Annotated in this window: 28 protein-coding genes and 4 pseudogenes; 15 read left to right on the top strand and 17 right to left on the bottom strand. The window is 72.5% G+C overall.

What is annotated here, in order from left to right; all coding sequences use genetic code 11:
- Positions 1-37 precede the first annotated feature (37 nt).
- Positions 38-796 carry a hypothetical protein gene (locus ACFSL4_RS15275; protein ID WP_381082755.1) on the bottom strand — a complete coding sequence of 253 codons (759 nt, stop codon included), beginning with the start codon at positions 794-796 and terminating at the stop codon, positions 38-40.
- 171 nt (positions 797-967) lie between these two features.
- Between ACFSL4_RS15275 and ACFSL4_RS15270 the strand changes: the two genes are divergently transcribed.
- Both ACFSL4_RS15270 and ACFSL4_RS15265 read left to right on the top strand, forming a co-directional pair.
- Complete coding sequence (locus ACFSL4_RS15270) at positions 968-1,942, top strand: ATP-grasp domain-containing protein (RefSeq protein WP_381082753.1); 975 nt, start codon at positions 968-970, stop codon at positions 1,940-1,942.
- Positions 1,939-2,775: an ATP-grasp domain-containing protein gene (locus ACFSL4_RS15265; protein WP_381082751.1), complete on the top strand. Its 837-nt coding sequence runs from the start codon at positions 1,939-1,941 to the stop codon at positions 2,773-2,775. Before ACFSL4_RS15270 ends, ACFSL4_RS15265 begins: the two co-directional genes overlap by 4 nt.
- Before the next feature lie 420 nt (positions 2,776-3,195).
- On the opposite strand, the gene ACFSL4_RS15260 is transcribed toward ACFSL4_RS15265, so the two are convergent.
- From ACFSL4_RS15260 to ACFSL4_RS15250, 3 genes and pseudogenes are all read right to left on the bottom strand, one after another.
- Complete coding sequence (locus ACFSL4_RS15260; protein WP_381082749.1) at positions 3,196-3,444, bottom strand: hypothetical protein; 249 nt, start codon at positions 3,442-3,444, stop codon at positions 3,196-3,198.
- 107 nt (positions 3,445-3,551) lie between these two features.
- Positions 3,552-3,656 (bottom strand): annotated as a pseudogene (locus tag ACFSL4_RS15255) (hydroxypyruvate isomerase); the annotation flags it as partial.
- A 200-nt stretch (positions 3,657-3,856) separates the two neighbouring features.
- Entirely contained in the window at positions 3,857-4,480 is a 624-nt protein-coding gene (locus tag ACFSL4_RS15250) for a copper resistance CopC family protein (protein WP_381082748.1), read from the bottom strand.
- Positions 4,481-4,618: 138 nt separating this feature from the next.
- On the opposite strand from ACFSL4_RS15250, the gene ACFSL4_RS15245 reads away from it, so the two are divergent.
- Both ACFSL4_RS15245 and ACFSL4_RS15240 read left to right on the top strand, forming a co-directional pair.
- On the top strand, positions 4,619-5,200 hold the full coding sequence (locus tag ACFSL4_RS15245; protein WP_381082746.1) for a copper chaperone PCu(A)C: 582 nt from the start codon (positions 4,619-4,621) through the stop codon (positions 5,198-5,200).
- On the top strand, positions 5,200-6,486 hold the full coding sequence (locus tag ACFSL4_RS15240; protein WP_381082744.1) for a Dyp-type peroxidase: 1,287 nt from the start codon (positions 5,200-5,202) through the stop codon (positions 6,484-6,486). Before ACFSL4_RS15245 ends, ACFSL4_RS15240 begins: the two co-directional genes overlap by 1 nt.
- Positions 6,487-6,663: 177 nt before the next feature.
- On the opposite strand, the gene ACFSL4_RS15235 is transcribed toward ACFSL4_RS15240, so the two are convergent.
- Positions 6,664-7,074: a RidA family protein gene (locus ACFSL4_RS15235; protein ID WP_381082742.1), complete on the bottom strand. Its 411-nt coding sequence runs from the start codon at positions 7,072-7,074 to the stop codon at positions 6,664-6,666.
- A gap of 308 nt (positions 7,075-7,382) precedes the next feature.
- On the opposite strand from ACFSL4_RS15235, the gene ACFSL4_RS15230 reads away from it, so the two are divergent.
- From ACFSL4_RS15230 to ACFSL4_RS15205, 6 genes are all read left to right on the top strand, one after another.
- Complete coding sequence (locus ACFSL4_RS15230; protein WP_381082740.1) at positions 7,383-7,634, top strand: YkoF family thiamine-binding protein; 252 nt, start codon at positions 7,383-7,385, stop codon at positions 7,632-7,634.
- Positions 7,631-7,999: a helix-turn-helix domain-containing protein gene (locus ACFSL4_RS15225; protein ID WP_381082738.1), complete on the top strand. Its 369-nt coding sequence runs from the start codon at positions 7,631-7,633 to the stop codon at positions 7,997-7,999. The genes ACFSL4_RS15230 and ACFSL4_RS15225 overlap by 4 nt, the downstream gene beginning before the upstream one ends.
- 103 nt (positions 8,000-8,102) lie before the next feature.
- Positions 8,103-8,618 carry a 2-oxo-4-hydroxy-4-carboxy-5-ureidoimidazoline decarboxylase gene (gene uraD / locus ACFSL4_RS15220; protein ID WP_381082736.1) on the top strand — a complete coding sequence of 172 codons (516 nt, stop codon included), beginning with the start codon at positions 8,103-8,105 and terminating at the stop codon, positions 8,616-8,618.
- Entirely contained in the window at positions 8,615-9,016 is a 402-nt protein-coding gene (uraH, locus tag ACFSL4_RS15215; RefSeq protein ID WP_381082734.1) for a hydroxyisourate hydrolase, read from the top strand. The genes uraD and uraH overlap by 4 nt, the downstream gene beginning before the upstream one ends.
- 8 nt (positions 9,017-9,024) lie before the next feature.
- Positions 9,025-9,972, top strand: coding sequence for a factor-independent urate hydroxylase (gene pucL / locus ACFSL4_RS15210; RefSeq protein WP_381082732.1), 948 nt, complete (start codon positions 9,025-9,027; stop codon positions 9,970-9,972).
- A 140-nt stretch (positions 9,973-10,112) separates the two neighbouring features.
- On the top strand, positions 10,113-11,492 hold the full coding sequence (locus tag ACFSL4_RS15205) for an 8-oxoguanine deaminase (RefSeq protein ID WP_381082730.1): 1,380 nt from the start codon (positions 10,113-10,115) through the stop codon (positions 11,490-11,492).
- 153 nt (positions 11,493-11,645) lie between these two features.
- Here ACFSL4_RS15205 and ACFSL4_RS15200 read toward each other — a convergent pair whose 3' ends face one another.
- Positions 11,646-12,254, bottom strand: a complete 609-nt coding sequence (locus tag ACFSL4_RS15200; protein WP_381082728.1) for a 3'-5' exonuclease — start codon at positions 12,252-12,254, stop codon at positions 11,646-11,648.
- 562 nt (positions 12,255-12,816) lie between these two features.
- Between ACFSL4_RS15200 and ACFSL4_RS15195 the strand changes: the two are divergent.
- Positions 12,817-12,966 (top strand): annotated as a pseudogene (locus ACFSL4_RS15195) (winged helix-turn-helix transcriptional regulator); the annotation flags it as partial.
- A 34-nt stretch (positions 12,967-13,000) separates the two neighbouring features.
- Here the strand turns inward: ACFSL4_RS15195 and ACFSL4_RS15190 are convergent.
- The 4 genes and pseudogenes from ACFSL4_RS15190 to ACFSL4_RS15175 all read right to left on the bottom strand — a co-directional run bounded on the left by ACFSL4_RS15190 (position 13,001) and on the right by ACFSL4_RS15175 (position 15,280).
- On the bottom strand, positions 13,001-13,423 hold the full coding sequence (locus ACFSL4_RS15190; RefSeq protein ID WP_381082726.1) for an acyl-CoA thioesterase: 423 nt from the start codon (positions 13,421-13,423) through the stop codon (positions 13,001-13,003).
- Positions 13,424-13,476: 53 nt separating this feature from the next.
- Complete coding sequence (locus tag ACFSL4_RS15185) at positions 13,477-14,103, bottom strand: hypothetical protein (RefSeq protein ID WP_381082724.1); 627 nt, start codon at positions 14,101-14,103, stop codon at positions 13,477-13,479.
- 150 nt (positions 14,104-14,253) lie between these two features.
- The gene (locus ACFSL4_RS15180) at positions 14,254-14,460 is read right to left on the bottom strand and encodes a DUF397 domain-containing protein (RefSeq protein WP_381082722.1); all 207 of its coding nucleotides are present in this window, start codon (positions 14,458-14,460) and stop codon (positions 14,254-14,256) included.
- Positions 14,457-15,280: pseudogene (locus ACFSL4_RS15175) on the bottom strand (helix-turn-helix domain-containing protein). Before ACFSL4_RS15175 ends, ACFSL4_RS15180 begins: the two are co-directional and overlap by 4 nt.
- Positions 15,281-15,444: 164 nt before the next feature.
- Between ACFSL4_RS15175 and ACFSL4_RS15170 the strand changes: the two are divergent.
- Positions 15,445-15,901 (top strand): annotated as a pseudogene (locus tag ACFSL4_RS15170) (ATP-binding protein).
- A gap of 23 nt (positions 15,902-15,924) precedes the next feature.
- Here the strand turns inward: ACFSL4_RS15170 and ACFSL4_RS15165 are convergent.
- The gene (locus ACFSL4_RS15165) at positions 15,925-17,133 is read right to left on the bottom strand and encodes a pyridoxal phosphate-dependent aminotransferase (protein WP_381082720.1); all 1,209 of its coding nucleotides are present in this window, start codon (positions 17,131-17,133) and stop codon (positions 15,925-15,927) included.
- A gap of 87 nt (positions 17,134-17,220) precedes the next feature.
- On the opposite strand from ACFSL4_RS15165, the gene ACFSL4_RS15160 reads away from it, so the two are divergent.
- On the top strand, positions 17,221-17,847 hold the full coding sequence (locus tag ACFSL4_RS15160; RefSeq protein WP_381082719.1) for a winged helix-turn-helix transcriptional regulator: 627 nt from the start codon (positions 17,221-17,223) through the stop codon (positions 17,845-17,847).
- Positions 17,848-18,062: 215 nt separating this feature from the next.
- Here ACFSL4_RS15160 and ACFSL4_RS15155 read toward each other — a convergent pair whose 3' ends face one another.
- Genes ACFSL4_RS15155 through ACFSL4_RS15145 form a run of 3 tightly spaced genes read right to left on the bottom strand, consistent with a single transcriptional unit; the run spans position 18,063 to position 21,689 of the window.
- The gene (locus ACFSL4_RS15155; protein ID WP_381082717.1) at positions 18,063-18,863 is read right to left on the bottom strand and encodes a hypothetical protein; all 801 of its coding nucleotides are present in this window, start codon (positions 18,861-18,863) and stop codon (positions 18,063-18,065) included.
- Complete coding sequence (locus ACFSL4_RS15150; RefSeq protein WP_381082715.1) at positions 18,863-20,128, bottom strand: VWA domain-containing protein; 1,266 nt, start codon at positions 20,126-20,128, stop codon at positions 18,863-18,865. Before ACFSL4_RS15150 ends, ACFSL4_RS15155 begins: the two co-directional genes overlap by 1 nt.
- Before the next feature lie 43 nt (positions 20,129-20,171).
- Positions 20,172-21,689 (bottom strand): IucA/IucC family protein, encoded by a 1,518-nt coding sequence (locus ACFSL4_RS15145; RefSeq protein ID WP_381082713.1) that lies wholly within the window; start codon positions 21,687-21,689, stop codon positions 20,172-20,174.
- A gap of 94 nt (positions 21,690-21,783) precedes the next feature.
- Here ACFSL4_RS15145 and ACFSL4_RS15140 point away from each other — a divergent pair, with 94 nt between their 5' ends.
- On the top strand, positions 21,784-23,271 hold the full coding sequence (locus tag ACFSL4_RS15140) for an IucA/IucC family protein (RefSeq protein ID WP_381082711.1): 1,488 nt from the start codon (positions 21,784-21,786) through the stop codon (positions 23,269-23,271).
- A 250-nt stretch (positions 23,272-23,521) separates the two neighbouring features.
- Positions 23,522-23,935: a hypothetical protein gene (locus ACFSL4_RS15135; protein ID WP_381082709.1), complete on the top strand. Its 414-nt coding sequence runs from the start codon at positions 23,522-23,524 to the stop codon at positions 23,933-23,935.
- 190 nt (positions 23,936-24,125) lie between these two features.
- Here ACFSL4_RS15135 and ACFSL4_RS15130 read toward each other — a convergent pair whose 3' ends face one another.
- The 3 genes from ACFSL4_RS15130 to ACFSL4_RS15120 all read right to left on the bottom strand — a co-directional run bounded on the left by ACFSL4_RS15130 (position 24,126) and on the right by ACFSL4_RS15120 (position 25,684).
- The gene (locus ACFSL4_RS15130; RefSeq protein WP_381082704.1) at positions 24,126-24,650 is read right to left on the bottom strand and encodes a hypothetical protein; all 525 of its coding nucleotides are present in this window, start codon (positions 24,648-24,650) and stop codon (positions 24,126-24,128) included.
- Between the two features lie 225 nt (positions 24,651-24,875).
- Entirely contained in the window at positions 24,876-25,103 is a 228-nt protein-coding gene (locus ACFSL4_RS15125) for a MerR family transcriptional regulator (RefSeq protein ID WP_381082702.1), read from the bottom strand.
- Positions 25,100-25,684: a hypothetical protein gene (locus ACFSL4_RS15120; RefSeq protein WP_381082700.1), complete on the bottom strand. Its 585-nt coding sequence runs from the start codon at positions 25,682-25,684 to the stop codon at positions 25,100-25,102. The genes ACFSL4_RS15125 and ACFSL4_RS15120 overlap by 4 nt, the downstream gene beginning before the upstream one ends.
- Positions 25,685-25,699 lie beyond the last annotated feature (15 nt).

Below are 25,699 nucleotides of genomic sequence, written 5' to 3'. Positions count from 1 at the left end.
TCCCACATCAACCCCTGTACGCCTGCCACCAGTTCGCTCAGGGGCGGCTGCCGTCCGCCGCGTCCAGCGGTACGAGGTTGTTGGCGCTCAGCAGGTCGCCGCCGATCGGGGACAGGACGGCCTCACGCAGTTCTCCGATGCCCGGGTCGCTGACCGACACGGTCAGGGTGTAGGCCGGCTGGCCCGTGATGGTGTTCGAGGAGTCGATCGGGGCCAGAAGGCCGTCCATGACATGCGCCCCCCGGTAGCCGGGGCACAGGGCCCGCACCGGCAGGGTGACCTCAGCGGCTCCGCCGCCGCTCGCGTCGATGCGCATCGCGCCGTCGCGGCCGGCGCGCGTGGGACTGGTCCAGGTGACGGGCAGCCCGTGCGCGCCGCCGATCAGGCCGTTCGGCCCCTCGATCTCCACGGCGACTCCGTCCGTGCCCAGGGTACGGGACAGTTTCAGCGGCTGTTTCCCGCCGGGCGCGAAGAGCAGCTGGATGGTGAAGCGGCCGGGGGCGTTCGCCCGCTGCTCGTATCCGTAGGAGCCGAGTACGAGCCGCGGGCCGGCGGGCTGCGGCGGTTCGTCGCTGGGCGCGGGGGAGGAGGCGTCCGCGGGCAGCGGAAAGTGGTGGAAGCCCTTGACCCCGCACTCACCGCCGTCGGTGACCCCGCCTCCGTCCAGGGGCACGGCCCGTGCGGGGCCCGGCGGGGCGGGCTCCCCCCACTCGAAGGGGCTTTGCCGGTAGACGACGGCGATCACGACGGCGGCCGCGGCCGCCCACGGAACCGCCGCCCGTGCCCTGTCGCCCATGAAACCTCCTCCGAACGGCAGGATGCCAGCCGGTCCCGTGGAGCCGGGGACCGACCCCGATGGCCGGGACCTCCGTGGCCGCGGGACGGCCCATGACATCCTGTGGCGTCACAGGACGTCACAGGATGCCGGCCGGCAAGGGCGGGAGTCCGGAGGCTACGGGGAAGATGGATGAAGCTCTGCTTTCTGGTGGAGGAGCAATACCGCCACGACGGCATGCCGGTCGAAGTGATCCGCCAACTGACCTCCTGGGGACACCAGGTGGACGTGCTGCGGCCCGGCGGTTCGCTGCTGCGCATGACGGAGGCGGTACAGGCGAGCACCCATGACGCGTGGGTGCTCAAGACGGTTTCCGGCGGCCCGGGGCTGACCTTGCTCGAAGCCGCGGCCTCGGCCGGGATGACGACGGTCAACGACGCCCGGTCCATACGGGGCGTACGGGACAAGGCGCTGGCCGCCGCCATCGGCCGCAGCCGCGGGCTTCCGCTGCCGCCGACCTACGCGGCGGCGCGGCCCGAACTCCTCGCCGAGATACCGGCGTCGGAGTACCCGTTGGTGGTCAAGCCCGCCGACGGCAGCTCCGGACGGGCCGTGCACCTGGTGTCGTCGCCGGACCGGCTCGCCACGATGGTCCCCGAACTGGCCGGAGAGGGCATGCTCATCGCCCAGCCGTATGTGGCCAATTCGGGTGTCGACGTCAAGGTGTACTGCGTGGGTGGCGAACTGTACGCGACCGAGCGCCGCTCCCCGCTCCACCCGCACCGTGCGGTGCGGGAGCGCCGCATCCCGCTGCCGGCCGAGGTGGCCGCGATGGCCGCCCAGGTCGGAGCGGTCTACGGCCTCGATCTGTACGGGGTCGACGTGGTGCTGGGTCCCGACGGCCCCGTGGTGGTCGACGTGAACGACTTCCCCAGCTTCCGGCAGGTCCCCGACGCGGCGGCGCGAGTGGCACGGGCCGTGCTCGGGCTGGCCCGCACCGGCCGGCCGCCCGCCGCGGCCGAGGCGGCGGACGCCTCCGCCGCGGCCGACGCATCCGCCGCGGCTTCCGCCCGCCCGCCGCAACAGCACCCCGCGGACGCGGGGCCGCCGTTGAAGCTCCGTGCGCGTCCCGCTCAGCTCCCCGTGGCGATGGGCGAGAACATATGAGGATCGCCGTGATCACGCCGGATCCCGGCCATCCGCTGCTGGCCGCCACCGCCGCCCTGCTCACCCCCCGGCATCATGTGGAGACACTGGACCCGGGAACGGCGGGGGCCTCCGGGCCGCTCGCCGACGTCTACCTGCTGAAGTCCCGTACGCCACGCGCCCTGGCCCTCGCCCACGCCCTGGAGCGGCGCGGCGCCCGCGTGGTGAACTCCGCAGCCGCCACCGCGCTGTGCCAGGACCGCGTGGCGATGGCCGAACACGCCCGCCGGGCCGGCCTCCCGTTCGCGGCCACCCGCACGGTCACCACACCCGCTCGACTGGCGTCGGGCCCGCGGCTGTCCGGCCCCGTGGTGGTCAAGAGTCGCCACAGCCGACGGCACGACCTGGTGGCCCTCCTCGACGACGGCGCCCGCCTGCGGGAACTGGCCGCCGCCTGGCCGCAGGAGCCGGTCGTGGTCCAGGAGTTCGCGCCGAACAGCGGCTGGGACCACAAACTGTGGGCGATCGGGGACCGGTTGTTCGCCGCCCTGCGCCGTTCCGAACTCTCTCCCGAGGGACGGGGCCCCACCCTGCCGCTCGCCCCCGACGGCCTGCCGCCCGGCTGGCCCGCCCTGGTGCGCCGGGTCGGCGAGGTCTTCGCGCTGGACGTCTACGGCGTGGACGTGATCGACAGGGGCGACGGCGCCCCGCTGATCGTGGACATCAACGCCTTCCCCGGAGTCCGGGGCCAGACCGGCGCTCCGGAGGCCCTCGCGGCACTGGTCCTGCGCGGAGCCGGCCGGCCATCGGCCGCGGTACCCGGTCGGCCGGCACATGAGGGCCAGGCGGGGTGAGGCGGCGGGGGCGTCAACCTCCGCTCCTGCTGCCGCATGCCCGCGGGACGGTGGAGCGCCGAGTGCACCGCCTTCGGCAGGGCCGGCAGGGGCTGTCCCGCCCCGCTGAGTGCCCGCGTCGTCCGCATCGTGCCCGCCCGGCCGGCCTCGACGGTTTCCCGCAGATGCAGCGCGAGCACGGCGACCGTGACGGCGGCGCGGGGACCACCCCGCAAAAACGCGATCCCGTGCGGCTCCGGCCGGTCCGTCGCCGTGTCGTCCATGAGGGCCCCGAACGAGACGGGGCCCGCCGCCCCCGTGCCGGCGGACCCGTGTGCCGAGGATGTGCCCGCGACGGGGGTGAGTTGAAGCCCCCCGACAGGTGTTCAGAGGTTCACTTGAGGGTTGCGTAGACGGCGTACGCCCGTCGGTGCAGCCGGCTCACCCGCTCTCGTGCCCGGCCTCGTGCTCCGACAGCCCCGGCCAGTCGTCGGGACCGCCGCCCTGCCATTCGATCAGGTCGCTCTCCTCCACCTCGATCCGGTCGAGATCGACCAGACGCAGGATCTCGACGACGTCGTCCAGGTGGCTGGCGATCCCGAGGGTCACCTCACCCTCGGTGACCCGCCGCGATCCGTCCAGCGCCGGGGCGTGCACCACGATGTGCGCATGTTCCGTTGGCTGCTCCATGTCTTCAGGCTGCTGCCGCATGGCCGGATTCGCACCCGGGAACACCGAGAGCACCGGACGCGGGACGGTCTGTGTCCGGTGTCCGCGGGTTTTGGGCGGGGCCGCCGCACCGCGGTGAAGCCCGCGGCGGCGGCCGCGGGGCGCTCCAGCAGCGGGAGTTCCGTGAAGAGGATCGACAGGTTGAGGGTGAAGCGCTGGTCCGCGAATCCCATCCGGCTTCGCTCCTCTCCTCCTCGACGTCCACCGTTCCGATGCCTTGATTCCGTATTGCGGAATACATTTTCCGTTAATGGAAGCCTGTCCGCAGGTGTGGACGGCTGTCAAGCAGCGCACACGAACAGGGCCCCGCAGCGCACACGAAAAGGGCCCCGCGTCGATCGGGTGATCGGCGCGGGGCCCTGTGGACGCGACGTCAGCGGTCGCGCCGGCGTGCCGAACGGCGGGAGCGGGCGTCGACGGCCAGGAGCCCCACCACGAGTGCGACGAGCACGCCCCCCGCCGCCCACCAGACCTGGTCGGCGGTGCCGCCGGAGCCCCCGGACGCCACCGGTCGCGCGGGCGGGGAAGAGGCCCGCGCCGCGGGCGTGGACGGCGCCGTCGTCGGCGGGGGCGAGGGCCGGGCGGCCGCGGCCGCCGCCTCGTCCGTGCTGGTGAAGGTGAACCGGCCCTGGAGCGGAGCCCCGTCCGCCGCCACGGTCCGCCAGGTCACCTGGATCGTGCCGGTCGGCAGGGCCCGGACCTTCTGCCGTACGTCGGCGTTCACCACGCTCGGTGTGCCCTCGCTGTAGTACGACCCGTCCGGTCCGGTGACCGCGACCGTCGTGTACTGCTGGTTCACCGGGCCGTCGAAGCGCAGCGTGACGGTCGTCGGTGCCTTGGCCACCACGGAGTCCGCGGCCGGGCTGGAGCCGAGTATCCGGGCGTGCGCCGACGCCGGTGACGCCGGCAGGAGGACCGACAGGACGGCCAGCAGCAGGGCCGGCACGAGCGGCAGCCGGGCCGGACGGAGCGAGCGGTAGGGGAATCTGCGCTTCACATACCAGTACGTCGGGTCCGGCCCCCGGAAAGTTCCCGCGGATCCACCGCCTTCCCGTGGGAACTTTCCGCCGGTGCGGCCCGACCCCTTGTGCAAGTGCGGGGGTGACGCCGCAACCGAGCCGGAGGGCATCAAGTCATGAGCACCACCACCAGGACCACGCCGAGACGTTCCACCCGCCGCGGTGTCCTCGCCGCCACCGCGGCGGTCTCCATAGGGATCGCCGCCCTGGCCGGGTGCGGCTCGGGCGGGTCGTCCTCCTCCGGGAAGGCCGACGCCACCGCGACGCCCGCCGAGGCCAAGGCCACGACCGCCGCGGCGCCGGTGACCGTGAAGGACCCGTGGGTGAAGGCCGCCGACAGCAAGATGACGGGCGTGTTCGGCACCCTGGTCAACAACACCGACGCCGAGATCACGGTTGTGTCCGGCGCCTCCACCGCCTCCAAGACGGTGGAACTGCACGAAACCGCCGACGTGAACGGCAAGCCGATGATGCGTCCGAAGGAGGGCGGCTTCGTCATCCCGGCCAAGGGCAGCCACGTGCTCCAGCCGGGCTCCGACCACGTGATGCTGATGGACCTGGCCAAGGCCGTGAAGCCCGGTGACGAGGTCACCGTGACCCTGACGCTCAAGGACGGCCGGACCGTGAAGTTCACCGCCGTCGCGAAGGCGTTCGCGGGAGGCAAGGAGAACTACATGCCCGGCATGAAGAAGAGCTGATGCCCGCCATGGACAAGAGCCCCACACCCCCCGCCGCATCCAGCGACACAGCCGGGGGCGGCGCGGCGCTCGGCCGGCGCCGGCTGCTGTCCGGCGGGGCGCTCACCCTCGGCGGGGCCCTGGCCGGGGCCGGAATCGTCGCCGCGGCCGGCGACGGTTCCGGCAGTGCCTCCGGCACCGGCGCGGCTCGGCCGCAGAACGTCGCCTACGGTGTGCAGAAGGTCCCCTTCCACGGCCGGAACCAGGCGGGGATCGCCACCCCGGCGCAGGCCCACGGCGTGTTCCTCGGCTTCGACCTGGCTCCCGGAGTGGACCGCGCGGCGCTCGGCCGGATGATGCGGCTGCTGACCGACGACGCCGCGCGTCTCACCCAGGGCGAGCCGGCTCTCGCCGACACCGAGGCGGACCTCGCGGAGCTGCCGGCCCGGCTGACCGTCACCTTCGGGTTCGGCCCGGGTCTCTTCAAGGCCGCCGGTCTGGAGGACCAGCGGCCCGCGTCGCTCACGCCCCTGCCCCGTTTCTCCATCGACCGGCTCCAGGACCGCTGGAGCGGGGGCGACCTGCTGGTGCAGATCTGCGCCGACGACCCGGTCACCGTCGCGCACGCGCAACGGATGATCGTCAAGGACGCGCGCTCGTTCGCCCGGCTGCGCTGGACGCAGCGCGGGTTCCGTCGCGGACGCGGCATCCAGGACGACGGCCTGACGCAGCGCAATCTCATGGGCCAGCTCGACGGCACCGCCAATCCGGTACCCGGCCAGGACGCCTTCGCCAAGGCGGTGTGGACCGACTCCGGCCCCGGCTGGCTGCGGAACGGCGGCACGACCTGCGTCGTGCGGCGGGTCCGCATCGAGCTGGAGACCTGGGACGCCGCCGACACCAAGGCCAAGGAGTTCACCATCGGCCGGCGTCTGCGCACCGGGGCCCCGCTCACCGGCACGCACGAGAAAGACGTTCCCGACTTCGAGGCGAGGGACGCGCTCGGCTTCCCGGTCATCTCGGAGTTCTCGCACATGCGGCGGGCCCGTGTGAACGAGGACCGGCTGAAGATCTTCCGCCGCCCGTACAACTACGACGACGCGCCGGACTCGGGCGGACGCCCGGACACCGGTCTGCTCTTCGTGGCCTACCAGCGCGACATCGGCGAACAGTTCCTGCCCATCCAGCGCAGGCTCGCCGACTCCGACCTCCTCAACCAGTGGACCACCCCGATCGGCTCCGCCGTCTTCGCCGTCCCGCCCGGCTGCGCCCCCGGCGGCTGGATCGGCGAGACCCTGCTGGGGTAGACGGCGCGGCATGGACGGCCAGGCGCCAGCGCCCCGGCACCAGCGTGGGAACACCCGGCCGGGGCGCTGGACCGTCTCCCCGGGCCTCCGGGCCTCCGGGCCTCCGGGTCTCCGGGCCTCCGGGCATCTCTGTCCCCGGACCTCCGTGCTCCCGGGTTCGCAGTGCGTCAATGGGCCTCACGCATCGAGTACGGCGGCGACGGCCTCGATCTCGACGAGCTGGTCCTTGTAGCCGAGCGCAGTGACGCCCATCAAAGTGCTGGGGACATCGTGGTCAGCGAACGAATCCCGGACCACTTCCCAGGCGGCTACCAGATCCTCCCGCCGGACCGATGCGACGAGAACCCTCGTACTGATGACGTCCTGGAGGGACGCACCGGCGGCAGTGAGGGCAGTTTGCATGTTCTCAACGGCTTTCAGCGCCTGGCCCGCGTAGTCTCCGATCGCTGCCGTGGAACCGTCGTCGTTCAGTGGACACGCCCCGGCGAGGAAGATCAGGCGTGACTCGGCGGGCGCCGTGGCTGCGTAGGCGTACTCGGCGACGTCGGACAGGGAGGCGGAGCGGATCAGGGTGATGGCACGAGCCACGGTCGTGGGGTCCTTTCCCATCGGGTGTCGAGCGCGGACATCCTGCCAACGGCGCGTTGGCGCCGCCTTCCCTTTTCTCCCCAGGAGCCTCCCTGCCGGTCTGTGGCGAGGCATCCGGCATGCCGGGTGTGCTTCCTGGGCGAGACAGGAGACCCGCCCCACACCACGTCATCGCGAAGACGATCGTGACCGAGCCTGGGCGCAAGCGACGAGTCCGTTAAGGTCGTCCCGGAGCGAGCCCTGGATGTGCTCTCTCGGCCGGAGGGCTGAGACAACGCGCAGGTCAAAGCCGATGCCATGGGGGCACAGTGCGATTGAGAGTGGAATTCACGACCGAGCCCTTCGACCTCGACGAGGCGCCCGCGCACGCGCTGGTGGCCCGTGAGGTCATCGAGGCGGCCGACCTGGACGCCGTCGACGTCGGTCCGTTCGGCAACACCGCGGAAGGCGGCGCCGACGCGGTGCTCACCGCCGTCGAGGTACTGCTGCGCAGGACCCTGGAGGCCGGCGCCACCCGGGTCTCGCTGCAGGTCAACGTGGTGGGGGAGGGCGGCAGATGACAGCCACCGGGGACGAGTCCTTCATCACGGCTGTGAAACCGCTGGTCGACGCTATGGGGGGCGAGATGCTGCCCCCGGACCAGGCCGGCCCCGACGACGTGGTGCTCGCCTGGCAGGGCGCCGACGTCGTCGCCGTACGGCTGCCGCAGTTCGCCGACTCGCTCGATCACCTCCTGGCCGCCATGGAGCGCAAGCGCGGCAAGCCGCTGGCGGAACTGGACCGCAAGGCCAAGCAGGAGGTCGTACGGGTACTGGAGGCGCGCGGCGCCTTTTCCGTGCGGCACGGGGTGGAGACCGTGGCGAGCGCCCTCGGCGTCAGCCGCTTCACCGTCTACAACTACCTCAACCGCGAGAAGCAGGGCTGAGAAGGCACCTCCGACCCAGAATCTTCAACAAAGTGTTGACGCCGTCACGCGCAGGGCGTTAGCTGGTCGCAGCCCGTTTTGGACCAAGGCCACGGAGGCCCTCGTGACCTCGACTTCCGCGCCGCCGGGTCTCACCCGGTTCAACGCCCTGGAGCAGCCCGCGGCCCTGGCCGTCCTCCGCGGGGCATGCGCCTCCACGGCGTGGGCCGGCCGACTGGCCGCCGCGCGTCCCTACCGCACCGCCGACGACCTCTACGCCGCGAGCGACGCCGCCCTGGCCGAGCTGACCGCGGCGGACCTTCGGGAGGCGATGGCCGGGCACCCGCCGATCGGCCGCCCCGCGCCCGGGGACCCCGCCTCGGCCCGGGAGCAGCGGGGCATGGCGGGCGCCTCCGAAGAGCTCAAGGCGGAGATGCTCGAACTCAACCTGGCGTACCAGCAGAGGTTCGGCCACGTCTTCCTGATCTGCGCCACCGGCAGGACCGGTGAGCAGATGCGCGACGCGCTCAGGGAACGGATCGGCAACCCGCCGGAGCGGGAGCGAGAGATCGTCCGCACCGAACTGGGCAGGATCAACCGCATCCGGCTCGCCCGGCTCCTCGACGAGGACCGCGCATGAGCGGCACCCGGACCACCGCCTCCGTGTCCACCCACGTCCTGGACACCGGCGTCGGCCGCCCCGCCCGGGGTATCGCCGTCCGTCTGTCCGCCCGCCCGGGGCGGGACGCGGGCTGGCGGGCGCTCGGCGGTGCCGTGACCGACGCGGACGGGCGGTGCGCCGACCTCCCGGCCCCGCCGGAGGGAACCACCCATGTGCGGCTCGACTTCGCGGTCGAGGCGTACGCCGAGAAGAAGCAAGCCGATGCGCAGCAGGACGCCCCCGCGAACCGGGACAGCGGTGCCGTAGGAGCCTTCTTCCCGGAGGTGGCGATCACGTTCGCCGTCGAGCCGGGCGAGCACTACCACGTGCCGCTGCTGCTCAGCCCGTTCGGCTACTCCGTATACCGAGGGAGTTAGCAGGCACCATGGCAGTCCATTCCCAACCGGCACGCCCCGTGATGCTGGGACAGAACCAGTACGGCAAGGCCGAGAACCGAGTCGTCAGGGTCACCCGGGACGGCGCCACCCACCACATCAAGGACCTGAACGTGTCGGTGTCGCTCTCCGGCGACATGGACGAGGTCCACTACTCCGGCTCGAACGCCACCGTCCTGCCCACCGACACCACCAAGAACACGGTGTTCGCGTTCGCCAAGGAGTACGGCATCGACTCCGCCGAGCAGTTCGCCATCCACCTCGCCCGCCACTTCGTGACCTCCCAGGAGTCCATCCACCGCGCCCGCATCCGCGTCGAGGAGTACACCTGGGACCGGATCGCCACATCGGAGGCCGCGGCCGGGCCGGCCGGCCCCGACGAGCCCCGGCACTCCTTCGTCCGCAGCGGCCGGGAGACCCGCCTGACGCAGATCACGTACGACGGCTCGTCGTGGGAGGTCGTCTCCGGCCTCAAGGACCTCGTTGTGATGAACACGACCGACTCCGAGTTCTGGGGCTACGTCAAGGACAGGTACACGACGCTGCCGGAGGCCCGCGACCGCATCCTGGCCACCCAGGTCTCCGGACGCTGGCGCTTCAACTGGACCGGCGACGAGCAGAAGGCACCCGACTGGGAGGAGTCCTACGAACAGACCAGGACGCACCTGCTGCGGGCCTTCGCCGAGACCTACTCCCTCTCGCTGCAGCAGACGCTGTACCGGATGGGCGCGCGCATCATCGACCACCGCGCCGAGATCGACGAGGTCCGCTTCTCGCTCCCCAACAAGCACCACTTCCTGGTCGACCTGGAGCCGTTCGGGCTGACGAACGACAACGAGGTCTACTTCGCCGCCGACCGGCCGTACGGCCTGATCGAGGCCACGGTCCTGAGAGACGGCTGCGAGGCGAGGATCCCCGTGGACCTCAGCAACCTCTGACCTGCGGCCTCTGCCTCTCCGGCCTCTGCCCCCTGACCTCCGGCCTCTGACCTCCGGCCTCTGACCTCCGGCCTCTGACCTCCGGCCTCTGACCTCCGGCCTCTGACCTCCGGCCTCCGACGGACAAGGACGAACGAACCATGGCAGCAGCCCGGCGCACCGTCATCGAGAACGGCGCGATCGCGACCGTGGACGCAGACGACACCGAGTACGCCTCCGGACACGTCGTCATGGCGGGCGACCGCATCGAGGCGGTCGGCGCGGGCAAGGCCCCCGAAGGACTGGAGAACGTCGTACGCCGCATCGACGCGTCCGGCCACCTCGTGACCCCCGGCCTGGTCAACACCCACCACCACTTCTACCAGTGGCTCACCCGGGGCCTGGCCACGGACCACAACCTCTTCGACTGGCTCGTCGCGCTCTACCCGACCTGGGCGCGCATCGACGAGACGATGGTCCACGCGGCCGCGCAGGGCTCGCTCGCCATGATGGCCCGCGGCGGGGTGACCTGCGCCATGGACCACCACTACATCTACCCGAAGGGCTCCGGCGACCTGTCCGGCGCGATCGTCCGCGCCGCCCGCGAGACGGGCGTCCGCCTCACCCTGGCCCGCGGCTCCATGGACCGCGGCGAGAAGGACGGCGGCCTGCCGCCGGACTTCGCCGTCGAGACACTTGAGGGCGCGCTCGCCGCGACCGAGGCGACCGTCGACGAGCACCACGACGCCTCCTTCGGCGCCATGACCCAGGTGGCGGTCGCCCCCTGCTCGCCGTTCTCCGTCTCCACCGAACTCCTCGCGCAGGGCGCCGAACTGGCCCGCCGCAGGGGCGTGCGCCTGCACACCCACGGCTCGGAGACGGTGGAGGAGGAGAAGTTCTGCCACGAGCTGTTCGGCATGGGCCCGACCGACTACTTCGCGTCGACGGGCTGGCTGGGCGAGGACGTGTGGATGGCCCACTGCGTCCACATGAACGACTCCGATATCGCCGCCTTCGCCCGGACGGGGACGGGCGTCGCCCACTGCCCGTCGTCCAACGCCCGTCTCGCGGCGGGCATCGCGCGTGTCCCGGACATGCTCGCCGCCGGCGTTCCCGTCGGCCTCGGTGTCGACGGCACCGCCTCCAACGAGTCCGGCGAACTCCACACCGAACTGCGCAACGCGCTCCTCATCAACCGCCTGGGCCCCCATCGCGAATCCGCCCTCAACGCCCGTCAGGCGCTGCGCCTGGGCACCTACGGAGGCGCCCAAGTCCTGGGCCGGGCCCACGAACTGGGCTCCCTGGAACCGGGCAAGCTCGCCGACCTGGTGCTGTGGAGGCTCGACACGCTGGCCCACGCCTCGATCGCCGACCCGGTGACCGCCCTGGTCCTCGGCGCGGCGGCGCCGGTGACCGCCTCGTTCGTCCACGGCCGGCAGATCGTGGAGAACGGCCGGCTGCTGCACGTCGACGAGGACGCCGTCGCCCGCTCCACGCGCGAGCAGGCCCGCCGCCTGGCCCGGATCGCCGCGGGGGGCTGACAGGTCCGCGGCTCCGGCCGGGAGGGACGGCTCCCGGCCGACGCCCGTGGACCCGAGCGGGGACCACGGCGGCCGTCGCCGGGGCGCTCCGGAACGGGTGCGCCCCGGAGCGGTCCCGGATGCCGGCACGACGGCCGCCCGCGCGATGCCCGGCTATGCGCCCGGGGCCGGCGCGGGACCCGGCCACGCCATGAGGTTGGCGAGCAACTCGGCCTGCTCGACGGCGTCGTCGAGCGCATGGTGCGTATGGCGGCGGCGGGACAGCAGATGACGGGGCATCGTGCCCTTCGCCACCGCGCGCAGCGGCAGCCGCGCCTTCGTCGCGTACAGCGTCTTCATGTCGAGGCAACCGGAGTGGCCGAACGGGCTCGCCCCGGTGAAGCGGATCAGGTACCAGTACAGGAACGTCCAGTCGTACGAGGCCGGGTATCCGCCCATCACGGGCTGTGCGCCCCCGCTGACCTCCCTCACCCAGTCCGCGAACTCGGTGAGGGCGACGGCCGGTTCGGCGCCCTCGGCCTTCAGCCGCTCCCGGTCGAGGCCGCTCACCGCCAGCGCCTCGGGCACGAAGTCGTCACTGATCGGCCGCAGTTCCCGGTAGAACGTGCGCTCCTCGGGGTCGGCCGGGGTGAACCCGTCGGCGTCCTGCACCCCCGCGACGGCGGCGCCGAGGCTCAGCATGGAGTACGGCCCCGGAATCGGGCCGTCCGCCTCGACGTCGACGGAGACGTACAGGCTCGGCTTGATCTTTCGTGCTGCCATGGATGTGCAGCCTGACAGCCCAGGACCGAACCCCGCACCCGGATATCAGGCGCGTCGGAGTGACGCCGCGGCGGCGGGCGCGACGAAGCAGTGGCAGCAGCACCCGCTCACCGAGGCTCGGGCCGCAGCACGGCCGCCGTCAGCGCCAGGGCCACCGCCGAGGGCAGCCGGTGGCGGGGTGCTGGGGAGTGTGGACCACAGGATGGTGGCGGCGAACCGGACCGCGTGCGTGGCCGCGTTCGGCCAGCGTCGTCTTGCCAGAGCCGGGCAACCCGCAGATGATGAACAGGATCGACACGAACGGCACCCTAGCCATGACGAGTCCGGCCGGCGAAGGATTACCGATCACTCAACCTTTGCAAGCGAGCGGCACAGGTCCCTCAGGCCGGCGATGGCCGGAAGCCGACGGGCTACCTCATAGACAGTCATGGGCTCAATCAACTGGATCCCTCTCTGACCTCAGCCGCGCTCCTGCCAGACGTCATGATCAGCAGTAATTGCAGAGCTGGACGGCCGCGTCGGTTGAATGCGCGAGCCCACCAGTACCATGGCCGGTGCAACCGAAGTCGGGTATGCGCTGACCCCGATCGCCCGCGACCGATACGAGACCTTGCAGCGGCTGACGGACTGGGCCGAACGCAACCGCGTCCACATCGCCGAGGCGCGTGCAGCCTACGACGCCGAGCACCGGCCGGAGCCGCTCGACGCGTAGGCCGCGGTCGCCCGCCGGGGTGGGGCCCCGGCTCCTACAGCCCGAACAGGCTCGGATCCGTCGCCAGCTCCTTGAAGCAGTCCTGCGGATTCGCCACCAGCCTGCGTTCCTTGAGGTCCAGCAGCCCGCCGACCCCGGTGAGCTCGGCGGCCACGGTGCCGTCCGTCTTCCGGATGGTCTGCTCGATCCGGAACGTCTTGCCCTCGCCCCAGACGAAGGCGCACGTCACGTCGACCTCGTCACCGGCGAGGAGCTCCCGCTTGTAGCGGATGGTCGTCTCCAGGGCGACGGGACCCACGCCCGTGGCGACGAGCCCGGTCTGGCTGATGCCCGCCGCCTGTAGAAGTGACCAGCGGGCGTGTTCGGCGTAGTTGAGGTACACGCTCTGGTTGAGATGGCCCTGCACATCGGTCTCGTATCCGCGGACGGTGACCCGGACGGAAAACGGCTCGCTCACTGCTTCCCCTTCTCACGTTCGTTGCCCTGCCCACCGATCTTGGCATGGGCCTCTCAGACTCGGCGCGGGGATGCCAGCACGTAGCGCTGTCTCGTCCGCGGGTCGGTGTGCTCGCTCACCTGCCAGCCGGCCTCCTCCAGCGTCGCCGCGCAGGCGCGCAGTGCCGCGAGGTCGGGCTCCCGCACGGCGACCGCCTCCGGCTGCGGGGTCGCGCGCACCCGGTAGCCCGCGCCGTCGCCGGACGCGGGCCGGTGCCCCGCCGCCTCCAGCGCCAGCGCCGCGGCCCGCACCAGGTGCGCGCGCTCCCAGCCGCACGGGCGGTCCGTGGCGCCGTCCGGGTTGGTCATCCGGCGCAGCTCCAGCAGCCCCTGCCAGGCACCGCGCACCTCCCGCAGGCGCGCGGGCGAGGCGTCCGCGGACTCCCCGCCGCCGCCCCGCGCGGCGAACACGCCGGAGTCCGCCGCGGCCGGGGCGGACGCCACCGCCTCCTCGGCGGGCGCCTCCCGTACACGCTGCCCGGCGGGCGTCAGGAAGTGGTCGTGCGGCGGCCGCGGATGCCGGAAGGCCAGCCCTCGCTTCACCAGCGCCGCGAGCTGGGCCGGCGTCCCCTTGAGCCGCCCGGTCACGGGGTCGGCGGCGTCGATGACCCGCCGCTGCGCGGCGGTCGGCGGCCGGGTCACGACGTGCTCCTTCCCGCAGGACGGGGATGGGGGGATGGGCCGCCCTTCCGCGGAGAGGGGCCATGCGGGAACAGTACGTGCCGGGTATGACAAGGCATGCGACGTCCGACGCCCGGTGCCGGACCGGGCGCGGGCGCCAGGGGGCGTGGGTCAGTGATGCGCGGCGTACGAGACGAAGGTGGACCACGGTGCGGCGCCCACGGTGAGGTGGGGGCCCTCGGTGCGTTTCGAGTCACGTATGCGGACGGTGTCGGGGGTGACGGCGACCTCGACGCATGCCGGGCCGTCGTCGGTGCTGTAGCTGCTCTTGAACCACTTCTCGTCAAGGCCGTGACCTGCCGAGGGGCTGCTCATCATGTCTCTCCCAGCATTTTCTCGATGAAGGCCAAGGACTCACGGGGCGTGAGAGCCTGGGCACGGATGATGCCGTAGCGCAGCTCAAGGATCTGGATCTCCTTGGGCTCCGAGATCAGGCGGCTGATGCGCTGCACCTCACTGTGCCCCACCGTGGTGCCCTCCTTGAGCCGCAGCAGGTGGAAGGCCCACCGAGACCTGCATTGTCCTCACGATCCAGCGGCAGCACCTGGATCTCCACGTTCCGCATCTGCCCGATGGCCAAGAGCCGTTCGAGCTGTCGGCGTAGCACCATCTTGCCTCCGACTCGTCGGCGCAGGGTCGCTTCGTCGTGAACGAAGCTGAACACCGGGGTCATCCGCTCGGTGTCGACGACCGTCTGACGTGCCAGACGGGCAGCGACACGTCGTTCCAGCTCCTCTTCGGAGAAGGCCGGCCGTCGTGACCCGAACACGGCCCGAAGGTACTCCTCCGTCTGTAGAAGTCCATTGACGACGGAGTTGTCGTACGCGCAGATCTCCACGGCCTCCGCCTCCAACTTCGCTAGATCCCGTACCTTCTTCGGATACCGGGACTCTTCGACCTCCCGCCTCAGCCCGGCGATCATGCCGCCCGCCTGGAGCACCCGATCCGCCGCCTCCAGGAAGGCGGCCGTCGGTGCCCGCCGCCCCCGCTCCACCGAGGACACCTGCTCCTCGCTGTACCCGATCGCCGCGCCCAGCTCGGCCTGGGTGAGCCCCGCCCGTTCCCTGCACATCTTGACGACCTTGCCGACGGTCCGCAGTACGGCCGCCGACTCCTCGTCCTCGCCCTGCCCGGTCATGCCCACGCCCCGGCACCTCCCACGTGCTGCCCGAACCCAACTCCCCGCCGGCCCGCCGGGCAACGCGTCGCCGCCCGGACACTCCCAGACAGCGACCGGACAGTGACGCTGCGTACCGCCGGTGATGGTGTGCAGCGTAGGGATCGGGCACCACGCTGAGTGACATGAACGTCGAGATGTCACCCCTGGGAGAAACCTCCGCCCCCGCCCGCCACTTCGCCATCCGCCTCTCGGCGACCCGCAGAGGCGCACGGCTTGCCCGTCGCCTGGCGTGCGAGCAACTCCGCACCTGGGGCTGGCCCTACGACTCAGGGCCGAACCGCACCGTCGCGCTCCTCGTCGGCGAACTCGCCGCGAACGCGGTGCTGCACGGCCGGGTCAAGGGCCGCGACTTCCGGCTCCGCCTCGTCCTTCACCCGGAGGGTGCCACGCTCCGTATCGAGCTGACGGACCCGCGCCCCCGGGCGCCGCCCGCCCGCCCCCGGCACGCTCCGGCCGCCCGGGCCCGACGCCGAGTACGGCCGCGGCCTGCTGCTGGTCGAGGCCCTGGCCACGCACTGGGGCACCACGGCGGGCGACCCGTACACCAAGACGGTCTGGTGCGAGGTCGCCCTGACGTGACCGTCAGTGGCCGCCGTCGGCCGCTACTGCCGGTACCCGCTGAGGAACCGCCCGATCCGGCCGATCGCCGTCTCCAGGACGTCCGCGTGCGGCAGGGTGAGGATGCGGAAGTGGTCGGGGCGGGGCCAGTTGAAGCCCGTGCCCTGGACCACCTGGATCTTCTCGCGCAGCAGCAGGTCCAGGACGAACTTCTCGTCGTCGTGGATCCTGTGCACGGCCGGGTCGAGGCGGGGGAACGCGTACAGCGCGCCCTTCGGTTTCACGCACGTCACGCCGGGGATCTCGTTGAGCTTCTCCCAGGCGCGGTCGCGCTGCTCGTGCAGCCGGCCGCCCGGCGCGGTCAGCTCGGCGATGGACTGGCGGCCGCCGAGCGCGGCCTGGATGGCGTACTGGGCGGGGGCGTTGGCGCACAGCCGCATGGAGGCCAGCATCGTCAGGCCCTCCAGGTAGTCGCGCGCGTGCTGCCTGGGGCCCGTCACGACCAGCCAGCCGGAGCGGAAGCCCGCCACACGGTACGTCTTCGACAGGCCGCAGAAGGTGAGGACCACCAGGTCGGGGGCGAGGGCGGCGGCCGAGTGGTGCACCGCGCCGTCGTACAGGATCTGGTCGTAGATCTCGTCCGCGAACACCATCAGTCCGTGCCGGCGGGCGAGGTCGAGGATGCCCTCGACGATCTCCTTCGGATAGACGGCGCCCGTGGGGTTGTTGGGGTTGATGATCACGACGGCCCTGGTGCGGTCCGTGATCTTCGACGCCATGTCGTCCAGGTCGGGGTACCAGTCGGCCTGCTCGTCGCACAGGTAGTGGACCGCCTTGCCGCCGGAGAGGGTCGTCACGGCCGTCCAGAGGGGGAAGTCCGGTGCGGGGATGAGGATCTCGTCGCCGTCCTCGACGAGCGCCTGGACGGCCATCGACACCAGCTCCGAGACCCCGTTGCCGAGGAAGACGTCGTCGACGCCGACGTCCAGGCCCCGGGCCTGGTAGCGCTGGGCCACGGCGCGGCGGGCGGAGAGTATGCCGCGCGAGTCCGTGTACCCGTGCGCCTGCGGCAGCATCCGGATCATGTCCTGGAGGATCTCCTCCGGCGCCTCGAAGCCGAAGAGCGCGGGATTGCCGGTGTTCAGGCGCAGCACGCTGTGGCCGGCCTCCTCCAGCGCGTTGGCGTGCTCGATGACCGGGCCGCGGATCTCGTAACAGACCTCGCTGAGCTTGCTCGACTGCCGGAACTCCATGCGCCGCTTCCCCTCCGCTGTCCGCTGTTGCTTGGTTTTACCAAGTGGAAGCTTGGAAAGTCCAATGACATGTCTAGACTGCGTCGCATGTCACCTCGTCGAAGCTACGACCAGTACTGCTCCACGGCCCGGGCCCTCGACGCCGTCGGCGACCGCTGGACCCTCCTGATCGTCCGCGAGCTGCTCGCCGGTCCGCGTCGCTACACCGACCTGCACGCGGACCTGCCGGGCGTGAGTACGGACGTCCTGGCCTCCCGGCTGAAGGACATGGAGCGCGACGGGCTGACCACGCGGCGCCGGCTGCCGCCGCCGGGGGCCGCGTACGTATACGAACTCACGGGCCGTGGAAGAGAGTTGCTGCCCGTGCTGCAGGCGCTCGACGCGTGGGGCGCGCCCGAGCTGGCGGAGCGCCGGCCGACGGACGCGGTGCGCGCGCACTGGTTCGCGCTGCCGCTGCTGCGCTCGCTGGAGGGGGAGGGCCTGGTCGACGTCCGGCTCGACGAGGGGGCGTTCCACCTGTGGCTCGGCACCGAGGACGGCCCCGTGTACGGCGACGGACCCGCGCCCGGGGAGCCCGACGCCCGGCTGACCCTCGACGCTGAGACCTGCACCGCCCTGGGCCGGGGCTCCCTGACGTTCCCTCAGGCCGTACGGGAGGGACGCGTCGAGGTGACGGGGGACGGCACGCTCGCCAAGGCGCTGCGCGGGGACTGACGGGGACCGGACGTGCCCGAGTGGCCGAGGACGGGGAGAGGGTGCCCGCCGCGCGGGACGTTTCCATCAGGTTCGAAATGATTGCGGTGGGCCGCCCGGCGCCGCGAACCTGCGGCCCGGACCCCATGCGCTGTCCTTGCGCCGACCGCCGGTCCGGGGAGGGGCCCGCCGGGCCGGAGGGGGCGCGGCGGGCCTTGGTCTTGCCGCCTTCCGGATCAGACGCCCGGCGGCACCCGCGACGGCCGGCCCGAGCCGCGGGTCAGCGCGTACCCGCCGATGCCCGCCAGCGCCGCGAGGACGCCCCCGATCGCGGTCCACACCCACCGGTCGGACCACCAGCCGGAGGCCCAGCCGTCGCCCGGTGCGAGCGAGGACAGCGTGGCCGCCTCCGAGTCGGCGGACTCCTGCGAGACGGCGATCCCCGGCACCAGCGGCTGCGCCAGCGAACCGTCCACCGCCGCCGAGCCGCCGATGTCCTTGGAGTCCACCACGACCTCGGCGTCCACCGGCGTTCCGAGGTCGGCCGCGCCCAGGCCCACGGCGGTCAGCCGGATGTAGTAGGTGCCCGGCAGCGGATCGTCGGCCCACGGCTCCGACCAGGCGCGGACCGTGCGCAGCGTGCAGGACAGGTCCACGGCGGCGGCGTCCTGGGCGGCCGTACGTGTCTGCGCCCCGTACTGGCACGCCTGGCGGCGCCGCAGCCCGTCGTAGACGTCGAGCTGCCATGTCTGCGTCCCGCTCCGGGACGACGACGACAGCTTCACGGTCGCCTTGACGGTGGGCCGCTGCCCGGCGTCCGCGGGGAACGACCAGTACAGGTAGTCACCCGTCGAGGCGCTCGCCGTGGCCTGCTGACCCTGCTGGACCTCCACCGCCGTGCGGAACGACGTACCCGCCGAGGTGGGCGCGGTGCTGTCGCCGGACGGGCTCGCGGAGGGCGAGGAGTCGGCGGCGGCCGGGGACACGGCGGCGCCCAGCAGCGCGGCCGCGGCGATCAGTACTCGTGCGATACGCATCAGTTGGTCCTCCAGACCGCGACCCGCCAGCGTGACACCCATCCCCACAGCAGCCCCGCGAGGAACCCGGCCACCACGAGGGCGCCGAGCAGCCACCAGCCGCGCCCGAGGCCGAAGGACGCCACGTCGCCCGCCGGGTCGGGACCGTCGACCACGTCGACCGTCAGCTCCAGGGGCAGCCCCGGCGTGGCCTTCACACCGGCCGCCGGGGAGAAGGAGTTGGCGACCTGCAGGCACACCGTCTCGGCGGGCGCGTTCTCGTCGTCGCTCTCCGCCTTCGGATAGCGCAGGCCCGTCGACAGGACGTCCGTGCGGCCCGAGCCGGTCGCCTCGCCGCGCACGATCTCACGCCCGTGCACGGTGACCGCCCGCAGCGTCACCCCGTAGTCCCGGGCCACCTGCCGGTCGTCGGAGACGCTCACCGAGGCCCGCAGCTCCTGGCCCGGGCGCACGTCGACGCGATAGAAGCGGTGCTGTCCGAACTCCTCGCGGTCCGTGTACAGACCCGACTTCAGCGCCGGCGCGGTCGCACACCGGTCGGTGCCGTCCACGGCGACCGGCGTGACCGTCTTGTCCGCCGTGCGGTCCACCAACTGGTTGACCTTGTCGGACAGTTGCTCCTTGTGCTGCACCGATGTGTAGGTCCCGCCGGTCGCCTCGGCGATGCAGCTCAGCTGCCTGCTCAGCTTGGCGTTCGGGACGAGGCCCAGCGTGTCGATGGTCAGCCCGATCCCCTTGGCCGCGATCTCCCGGGCCACCTCGCACGGGTCCAGCGGCGCGCAGGTGTCCTCGCCGTCGCTGATGAGGACGATGCGGCGCGATCCGTTGCCGCCGTCGAGGTCGTCCGCCGCCTTCAGCAGGGCGGGGCCGATCGGCGTCCAGCCGGTGGGCTGGAGCGTCGCGACGGCCGTCTTGGCCTGGGTCCGGTTCAGCGGTCCCACCGGGTAGAGCTGCGCGGTGTCCTTGCAGCCCGTCTTGCGGTCGTTGCCGGGGTAGTTGGCGCCCAGCGTCCGGATGCCGAGCTGCACCTCCTCCGGCGTCGCGTCCAGTACCTCGTTGAACGCCTGCTTCGCCGCGGCCATCCGGGAGCCGCCGTCTATGTCCCGTGCCCGCATCGAACCGCTGACGTCGAGGACGAGATCCACCTTGGGGGCGTCCTGGGCTGTCGTCTCGTCGGCGACGGCGCCGGTCGGGACCGCGATCCCCGCCGCCAGGGCGGCGATCAGGGCGCAGGCGCCCGCCGCCAGCCGTTTTCTTGTGATCATCGGCGGATCTTATTGACCGGAGGGGGAGTGCTTCAAAACGATCTCATGGCTCAGCGGGGGCGAACGCGCAATCGAGCGGGTTGGGCAGCCGCGCCCAGAGGTCGCCGGGCCGCCCGGGGGACAGCCGCATCAGCGTCAACGCCTTGGCGGGCAGGGGCTCTTCACACAGCGCCAGGACATCCGGGGTGCGGGGCAGATCCCGTACGGCGGTCTCCAGGGCCGCCCGCAGCGCCGGTCCCGAACCCGCCGCCGAGGCCAGCGCACCCGCCACCAGCGAGCCGAACAGCTTGCGGCGCAGGGCCCGTTCGTCGTCCGTGACCATCCGGCCCGCTACGTCCGGGGCCTTGATGCCGTGCCGGGCCAGCCGGGCCGGGCTCACCCGGATGTCCGCGAGGTCGCGGTAGACCAGCCGCAGCGGTTCACCCGACGAGGAGAGCACCACCAGGAGGTTCTGGCCGTGCGCCTCCAGCGCCACACCCAGATCCAGCAGCCGCAGGCCGGTGGCGAGGGCGAGACGCGCGAGGGAGCCGAGCCAGGAGGCGGACGCGGGCAGACCGGTGAGCGGCAGGGCGGCCACCGGGACGACCCGCTCGCCGGTCGCCGCGACCGCGTACACGTCCGGCGGCTCCCGCAGCACCGCGGCGAGATCGGGGGTGTGGGCGCTGACCGCCCCCAGGGTGCGGGTGATGTGCAGCAGACCGCCGGTGCGCGCGGCGATCGAGGTGAGGAAGCCGGACAGCACGGCCGACGTCCGGACCGAGCCGACCGAGATGTCCCGCACGGAGGACGTCAGCCGGGCGCTGACCGCGGTCTTCACATGCGGGCCGCCCTCGGGCAGGGCGAGCGTCCGCAGGGACATCAGCGGACGGGCCACAGGGCCGTCCTGGGACGGCACGGCGAGCACGTGCGCCGTCTGCCAGGGGTGGACCGGGATCAGTGGGCGCGCGCCGTCCCACAGCCACGCCGGCCACTCGCCCCGCACCAGACAGTCGTCCACGGCGACCAGACCGAGACGCACCAGCGGCCGGTGTTCCGGTCCGTACGCGAGCTGCTCGGCCACCGAGAAGCCGGGCCGCGAGCGGCAGTTGGGGTGGAACGGGTGCCCGTCCACCACCCGCTGCTCCCACTCCCAGCTCGCCGCCGGTTGCGGCGCGGCCATCGGCCGGCCCGCCCGGGACAGCGCCAACGAGGCGGTGCCGTGGTCGAGTTCCGCGGCGAACACATCACCGTGCGGGACCCCGAGGGCGGCCATCAGCGCGGCAGGACGGTGGTGGGCCCGGCCGTCGAGCAGCACCTCGGTGACGTGCGCGGCGGTCGTGTACGGGTCCGCGGGCGGGCCGTGCAGCAGGCGCCCGTCGGCCAGGCGGACGGTGAGTCCGCCGCGCGTCGGCTCCCGGCGCGCGACCCACGGCAGCGGCTCATGGGCCAGCCCCCGCCACAGGCGCGACAGGACGGCGGCCCGGGCGCCGGGCAGCGCGGCCTCGTACGCCCCCGCCAGATCGGGCCGCACGACGGCCAGCTCGTCGGCGACGGCCGCCTCCGCGGAAGGGGAAGGGTGCACGGTCGGACTCCTCGCGACGGGGTGGCACGGCGTGGCGGGGGAACCACTGTGGACATACTGATCGCCAGTGCACCGTACGGAACGAATGGATCCCATGGAGCCCATGTCCCCGGACGGCGTCTGCGAGCGCGCCGACGCCCATGCGGCGGCACCGCTGCTCAACTGCCTGCTGCGGGAGGCCGCGGAACCGGCCGGCGAGCAGGGCGTGCACCGCCTGCGGGCCGGCGGCCGGCTGCTGCGCGTGCGCGGCGACCGCCGGCCCCGCGACCCCGAGGTGTTCGCCCGCGGGGCCTGGCACCCGCTCAGCCACGCCGAACTGGTCAAGCTCACCGCCGAGGAACTGTGCCGCGCCACCGGGGTGTCCAACCTCGAACTGCCCGGCGAGATGCTCGACAGCCGGGACGCGGTGGCCGCGATCCTGGCCGCCCGCGCCCGCGCGACGGCGCCCGACGACCCGTATCTGCGCTCGGAGCAGTCCCTCGTCACCGGGCACCCCCGCCACCCCGCGCCCAAGGCGCGCGGCGGCGGCCCGGTCGCCGACTGGCTGCCGTACGCGCCCGAGGCGTACGCCCGCTTCCCGCTGGCCCTGCTGGGAGTGCGCGCGGACGCGGTCCTGGAGGAGGGCGACACCGCGGCGCTGGACGCGCTCGGCACGGCCCCGCCCGGCTACCGGCTGCTGCCCGTACACCCCTGGCAGCTCGCCCTGGTCGGCTCCCGGCCGCCCATCCGCGAGGCGTTCCAGGACGGGCGCCTGGTGCGGCTCGGCGACACCCCGTGGCCCGTTTGGCCCACGGCGGCGATCCGCACGGTGTACGCCCCCGACGGCGACCTGTTCCTCAAGTTCAGCCTCGATGTGCGGATCACCAACGACATCCGCCGGCTCTGGCGTCACGACCTGCTGGCGCTGCGCCGCACGGACACGGCGGTGGCGTCCGCGTTCGCGGCGCTGCCGGGCCCGGCGGCCTGGCTGAGCGACCGCGGCTACCGCACGGCCGGGTTCGCCTTCGAGGAACTGGCCGTCCTGGTACGCGACGGAGTGCGCGGGCACCTCCTGCCCGGCACCACCCCGCTGCTGGCCGCCGCCCTCGTGGAGGGCTTCGAGGGCAGCCCCCTCGACACGCTCACCGACCCGGGCCCCTGGTGGACGGCGTATCTGCGCCAGCTCGTCCCGCCGGCGCTGGAGGCGTTCGAGCGGCACGGCGTCGTCCTGGAGGCCCACCTGCAGAACACGCTGGTCGCGGTGGACGCCGCCGGCCTGCCCGTCCAGGCGCTGTTCAGGGACGCGGAGGGCGTGAAGCTGCTGACGGACGTGTCCCGCCCGGCGGGCTGGGAGCGGCTCGTGTACTGCCTCGTCGTCAACAACCTCACCGAGGTGGCCGCGCTGCTGGCGGAGCGCCACCCCGGCTGGAACCCCTGGCCGACCGCCCGCGCGGAACTGGCCCGCCACCCCGTCCCCGAGATCCCCGCGCTGCTGGCCTCGCCCACCCTGCCCGGCAAGACGAACCTCCTGCTGCGCTGGACGGGCGCGGACGGCGCCGACGCGCGCTATCTGCCGCTGCCCAATCCGCTGGCCCGTCGGTGACCGTCCGCCATCAGGGAGGTGCACTCCGTGATCGGTGCACTCCGGCGGGCGTTCCGGTGCCGAGAGCGCCGGAGCGCGCCCGCCCGCGGCGGCTTCGCCAGTGGCTGGAATCACGTCCTCGCGGCGCACCGGGCGGCTGGGGTTGTATACCCCAGGGGGTATACATTGGCATCATCCTCAATACCCCCCAGGGTATGTGTCGCGGGCCTGGTGATCCGCCCGCGTCCCGTAACCGAATGAAGGAAATGCCATGCTTCAGACGATGTCACCCATGCTCAAGAGGGTCCTCCTGCCGCTCGTTCTGCTCACGAGCCTTCTCGCCGTGACCATCGGCGCCAACGCTCCGCAGGCCGCCGCGGCGACGAGTACGTCCGACGCCGTGGTCTACGTGGGTGACCAGTTCGCCTCCACCTACGAGCAGTCCCTCAACGGAGTCCTCTACACCGAGGACGCGATCGGCACCATGGCGAACAGGATCCTGTGGACCGAGAGCGAGATCGGGACCATGGCCGACCGCATCGTCTACGTCACCGAAATCTCGCAGGACAACACCATCAAGGTCATCTACTACGCGTACAACGTCGTGCTGACCGGCATGGAGAACGGCGGCTACCTCTACCAGCTCTCGGTGGTACCGGTCTTCGCGCTGCCCACCGGCTGGTGACACCCCGGGAGCGGCCCTGCCCCGGCCCCTGGCCGGCCGGCGGCGACCGCCCCTGGGCCGACGGCATCGGGAGTGTTCCCGGTGCCGTCGCACCCGCCCGGTCCGGCAGGGGACGGGCAGTGTGCCGACGCCGTCTCCGGCCCCGTCACCCGAGGTGACGCGGCAGCCGGCGGAGGGACCGCCGCGGCGTTCAGGACGATGTGACGCGCGCCTGGAGCCGGACCAGTCCGGCCACGCCGAACTGCAGGGCCACCGGCAGCGTGTGCCCGGCGGTGACGCCCCGCACGTGGTGCAGCAGGACGCGCGGACCGCTGCCGCCGAAGGTGACGGTGGTGCCGCTCAGCAGCAGGATGCCGGCGGTGGACAGCGAGCCGTTGCCCTCGGCGGACCTTCCCCCGGCCAGCACCCCCCGTCCGCCGTCCGGGGTCGCGACCATGCCGAGATGTTCGGGGACGCCGTCCTCGTTGCGCACGCTCATGCTGAGTGAGCCGTCACCCGCACGATCGAGGTGCGCGACGGCATCCGTGATCGTCAGGTCGACGTCGGCGACGTCCACATGGGCCCGCCCTGGGATGCCCGGACCGCCGGTCGGCGCGGAAGCAGGGGTGGCGCGGTGGGAGTCGGGGCTGTTCGCGCAGCCCGAGGCCAGGACGGCGAGTGCCACGGACAGGGATGCCGCCAGGAGTGTACGGAGATGCCGGGTTGTGCCTGCCATCCCAGCAGTATGCCGATGCCGCTCCGCGGAGGTTCCGCCGCCCCCCTCCGTGCGCGTCCCATCACGGCGCAGATGCCTCGGACCCCGCCACGAGACGCCCGGCCGGCCGGGCCCGGCCGCGGAGGAGACGGCCACCGTGCCCCGCGCCGGGCCCATCGGTACGGCAGGGATGCGTCTCGACAGGGCGGCCTGTGGGCCCGCCGGATCGCACCCCTGCCGATCGGCTCACTGCCGGGGGGACGGGGCAGACGTGGAGGGGAGGGACTCGGCCGTCAGCGCGCGGAGTTCCTCGAGGTCGTACTCGGCGCGGTGCGGCGTGCCGTGACGTGTCAGCTTTCCGCGGCTGGCCCACTTCCTGATGGTTGCCGGAGAGACGCCCATGGCGAGGGCGGCCAGCTCGGTGGGGACGGTGCGCGGCCTGGACGGTTTGCCGGGAGAGACACTGGCGTTCACGGGCGGGCTCCTTCGGCGGCGAGCGGGAGAGAGCCGTTCTGGGACATCGTGGTGGGGAAGCGGCCCATGAAGCGCAGCCACTCACGGGGTGGCAGCGCGTGCCCGGACTCGCAGACGATCTGCCGGGGAGGTTGGCCGGAGTCCGTGCGGGTGACGACCTCCAGCGTGCTGGAGCAGCCGGGCTCGGGGCAGCGGCCGATGGGCGTGCGCTGGACGGCTCCGGGCCCGAGCACGGTGTTGCACGATTCGAGCAGGCGGCTGATCTCGTCGTTGAAGTCAGCGGCTGCCGGGTGTGCTGCGAGCCAGTCGACGTGACGGCTGAGGAAGTGCACGAGACAGGCCACTTCGCACCGGTCGGGCTTCGGAGACCGCGCTTCGTCGACGACCAGTCGCGCCCAAGAGGCCAGTGTCTCCGCTATCTGTGCGCGCAGGGCCACGATTCTCTCATCGAGGACGATGCCCTTCGCCGGTCTGTTGCCGCTGACCCGCACGCGTGGGCGGGGTGCCGTGGACGCGAGCGCGTGGTCGCTCTCGCGGTAGGCGGCGAGCAGCTTGTGCAGGTCGGCTCGGAGGACTTCCACGCAGCTCGGGCACAG

It is taken from the genome of Streptomyces caeni (assembly GCF_042678285.1).
Lineage (GTDB): Bacteria > Actinomycetota > Actinomycetes > Streptomycetales > Streptomycetaceae > Streptomyces > Streptomyces caeni.
Note: the sequence above shows the minus strand (reverse complement) of the source record. Positions and strands in the feature narration are given on the sequence as shown.

What these genes read in the sequence shown, in the direction of transcription:
- ACFSL4_RS15275 (WP_381082755.1), bottom strand. Translation starts at nt 796, where the DNA reads ATGGGCGACAGGGCACGGGCGGCGGTTCCGTGGGCGGCCGCGGCCGCC.
- ACFSL4_RS15270 (WP_381082753.1), top strand. Translation starts at nt 968, where the DNA reads ATGAAGCTCTGCTTTCTGGTGGAGGAGCAATACCGCCACGACGGCATG.
- ACFSL4_RS15265 (WP_381082751.1), top strand. Translation starts at nt 1,939, where the DNA reads ATGAGGATCGCCGTGATCACGCCGGATCCCGGCCATCCGCTGCTGGCC.
- ACFSL4_RS15260 (WP_381082749.1), bottom strand. Translation starts at nt 3,444, where the DNA reads ATGGAGCAGCCAACGGAACATGCGCACATCGTGGTGCACGCCCCGGCG.
- ACFSL4_RS15245 (WP_381082746.1), top strand. Translation starts at nt 4,619, where the DNA reads ATGAGCACCACCACCAGGACCACGCCGAGACGTTCCACCCGCCGCGGT.
- ACFSL4_RS15240 (WP_381082744.1), top strand. Translation starts at nt 5,200, where the DNA reads ATGCCCGCCATGGACAAGAGCCCCACACCCCCCGCCGCATCCAGCGAC.
- ACFSL4_RS15225 (WP_381082738.1), top strand. Translation starts at nt 7,631, where the DNA reads ATGACAGCCACCGGGGACGAGTCCTTCATCACGGCTGTGAAACCGCTG.
- uraH (WP_381082734.1), top strand. Translation starts at nt 8,615, where the DNA reads ATGAGCGGCACCCGGACCACCGCCTCCGTGTCCACCCACGTCCTGGAC.
- pucL (WP_381082732.1), top strand. Translation starts at nt 9,025, where the DNA reads ATGGCAGTCCATTCCCAACCGGCACGCCCCGTGATGCTGGGACAGAAC.
- ACFSL4_RS15205 (WP_381082730.1), top strand. Translation starts at nt 10,113, where the DNA reads ATGGCAGCAGCCCGGCGCACCGTCATCGAGAACGGCGCGATCGCGACC.
- ACFSL4_RS15200 (WP_381082728.1), bottom strand. Translation starts at nt 12,254, where the DNA reads ATGGCAGCACGAAAGATCAAGCCGAGCCTGTACGTCTCCGTCGACGTC.
- ACFSL4_RS15180 (WP_381082722.1), bottom strand. Translation starts at nt 14,460, where the DNA reads ATGATGAGCAGCCCCTCGGCAGGTCACGGCCTTGACGAGAAGTGGTTC.
- ACFSL4_RS15165 (WP_381082720.1), bottom strand. Translation starts at nt 17,133, where the DNA reads ATGGAGTTCCGGCAGTCGAGCAAGCTCAGCGAGGTCTGTTACGAGATC.
- ACFSL4_RS15160 (WP_381082719.1), top strand. Translation starts at nt 17,221, where the DNA reads ATGTCACCTCGTCGAAGCTACGACCAGTACTGCTCCACGGCCCGGGCC.
- ACFSL4_RS15155 (WP_381082717.1), bottom strand. Translation starts at nt 18,863, where the DNA reads ATGCGTATCGCACGAGTACTGATCGCCGCGGCCGCGCTGCTGGGCGCC.
- ACFSL4_RS15150 (WP_381082715.1), bottom strand. Translation starts at nt 20,128, where the DNA reads ATGATCACAAGAAAACGGCTGGCGGCGGGCGCCTGCGCCCTGATCGCC.
- ACFSL4_RS15140 (WP_381082711.1), top strand. Translation starts at nt 21,784, where the DNA reads ATGGAGCCCATGTCCCCGGACGGCGTCTGCGAGCGCGCCGACGCCCAT.
- ACFSL4_RS15135 (WP_381082709.1), top strand. Translation starts at nt 23,522, where the DNA reads ATGCTTCAGACGATGTCACCCATGCTCAAGAGGGTCCTCCTGCCGCTC.
- ACFSL4_RS15130 (WP_381082704.1), bottom strand. Translation starts at nt 24,650, where the DNA reads ATGGCAGGCACAACCCGGCATCTCCGTACACTCCTGGCGGCATCCCTG.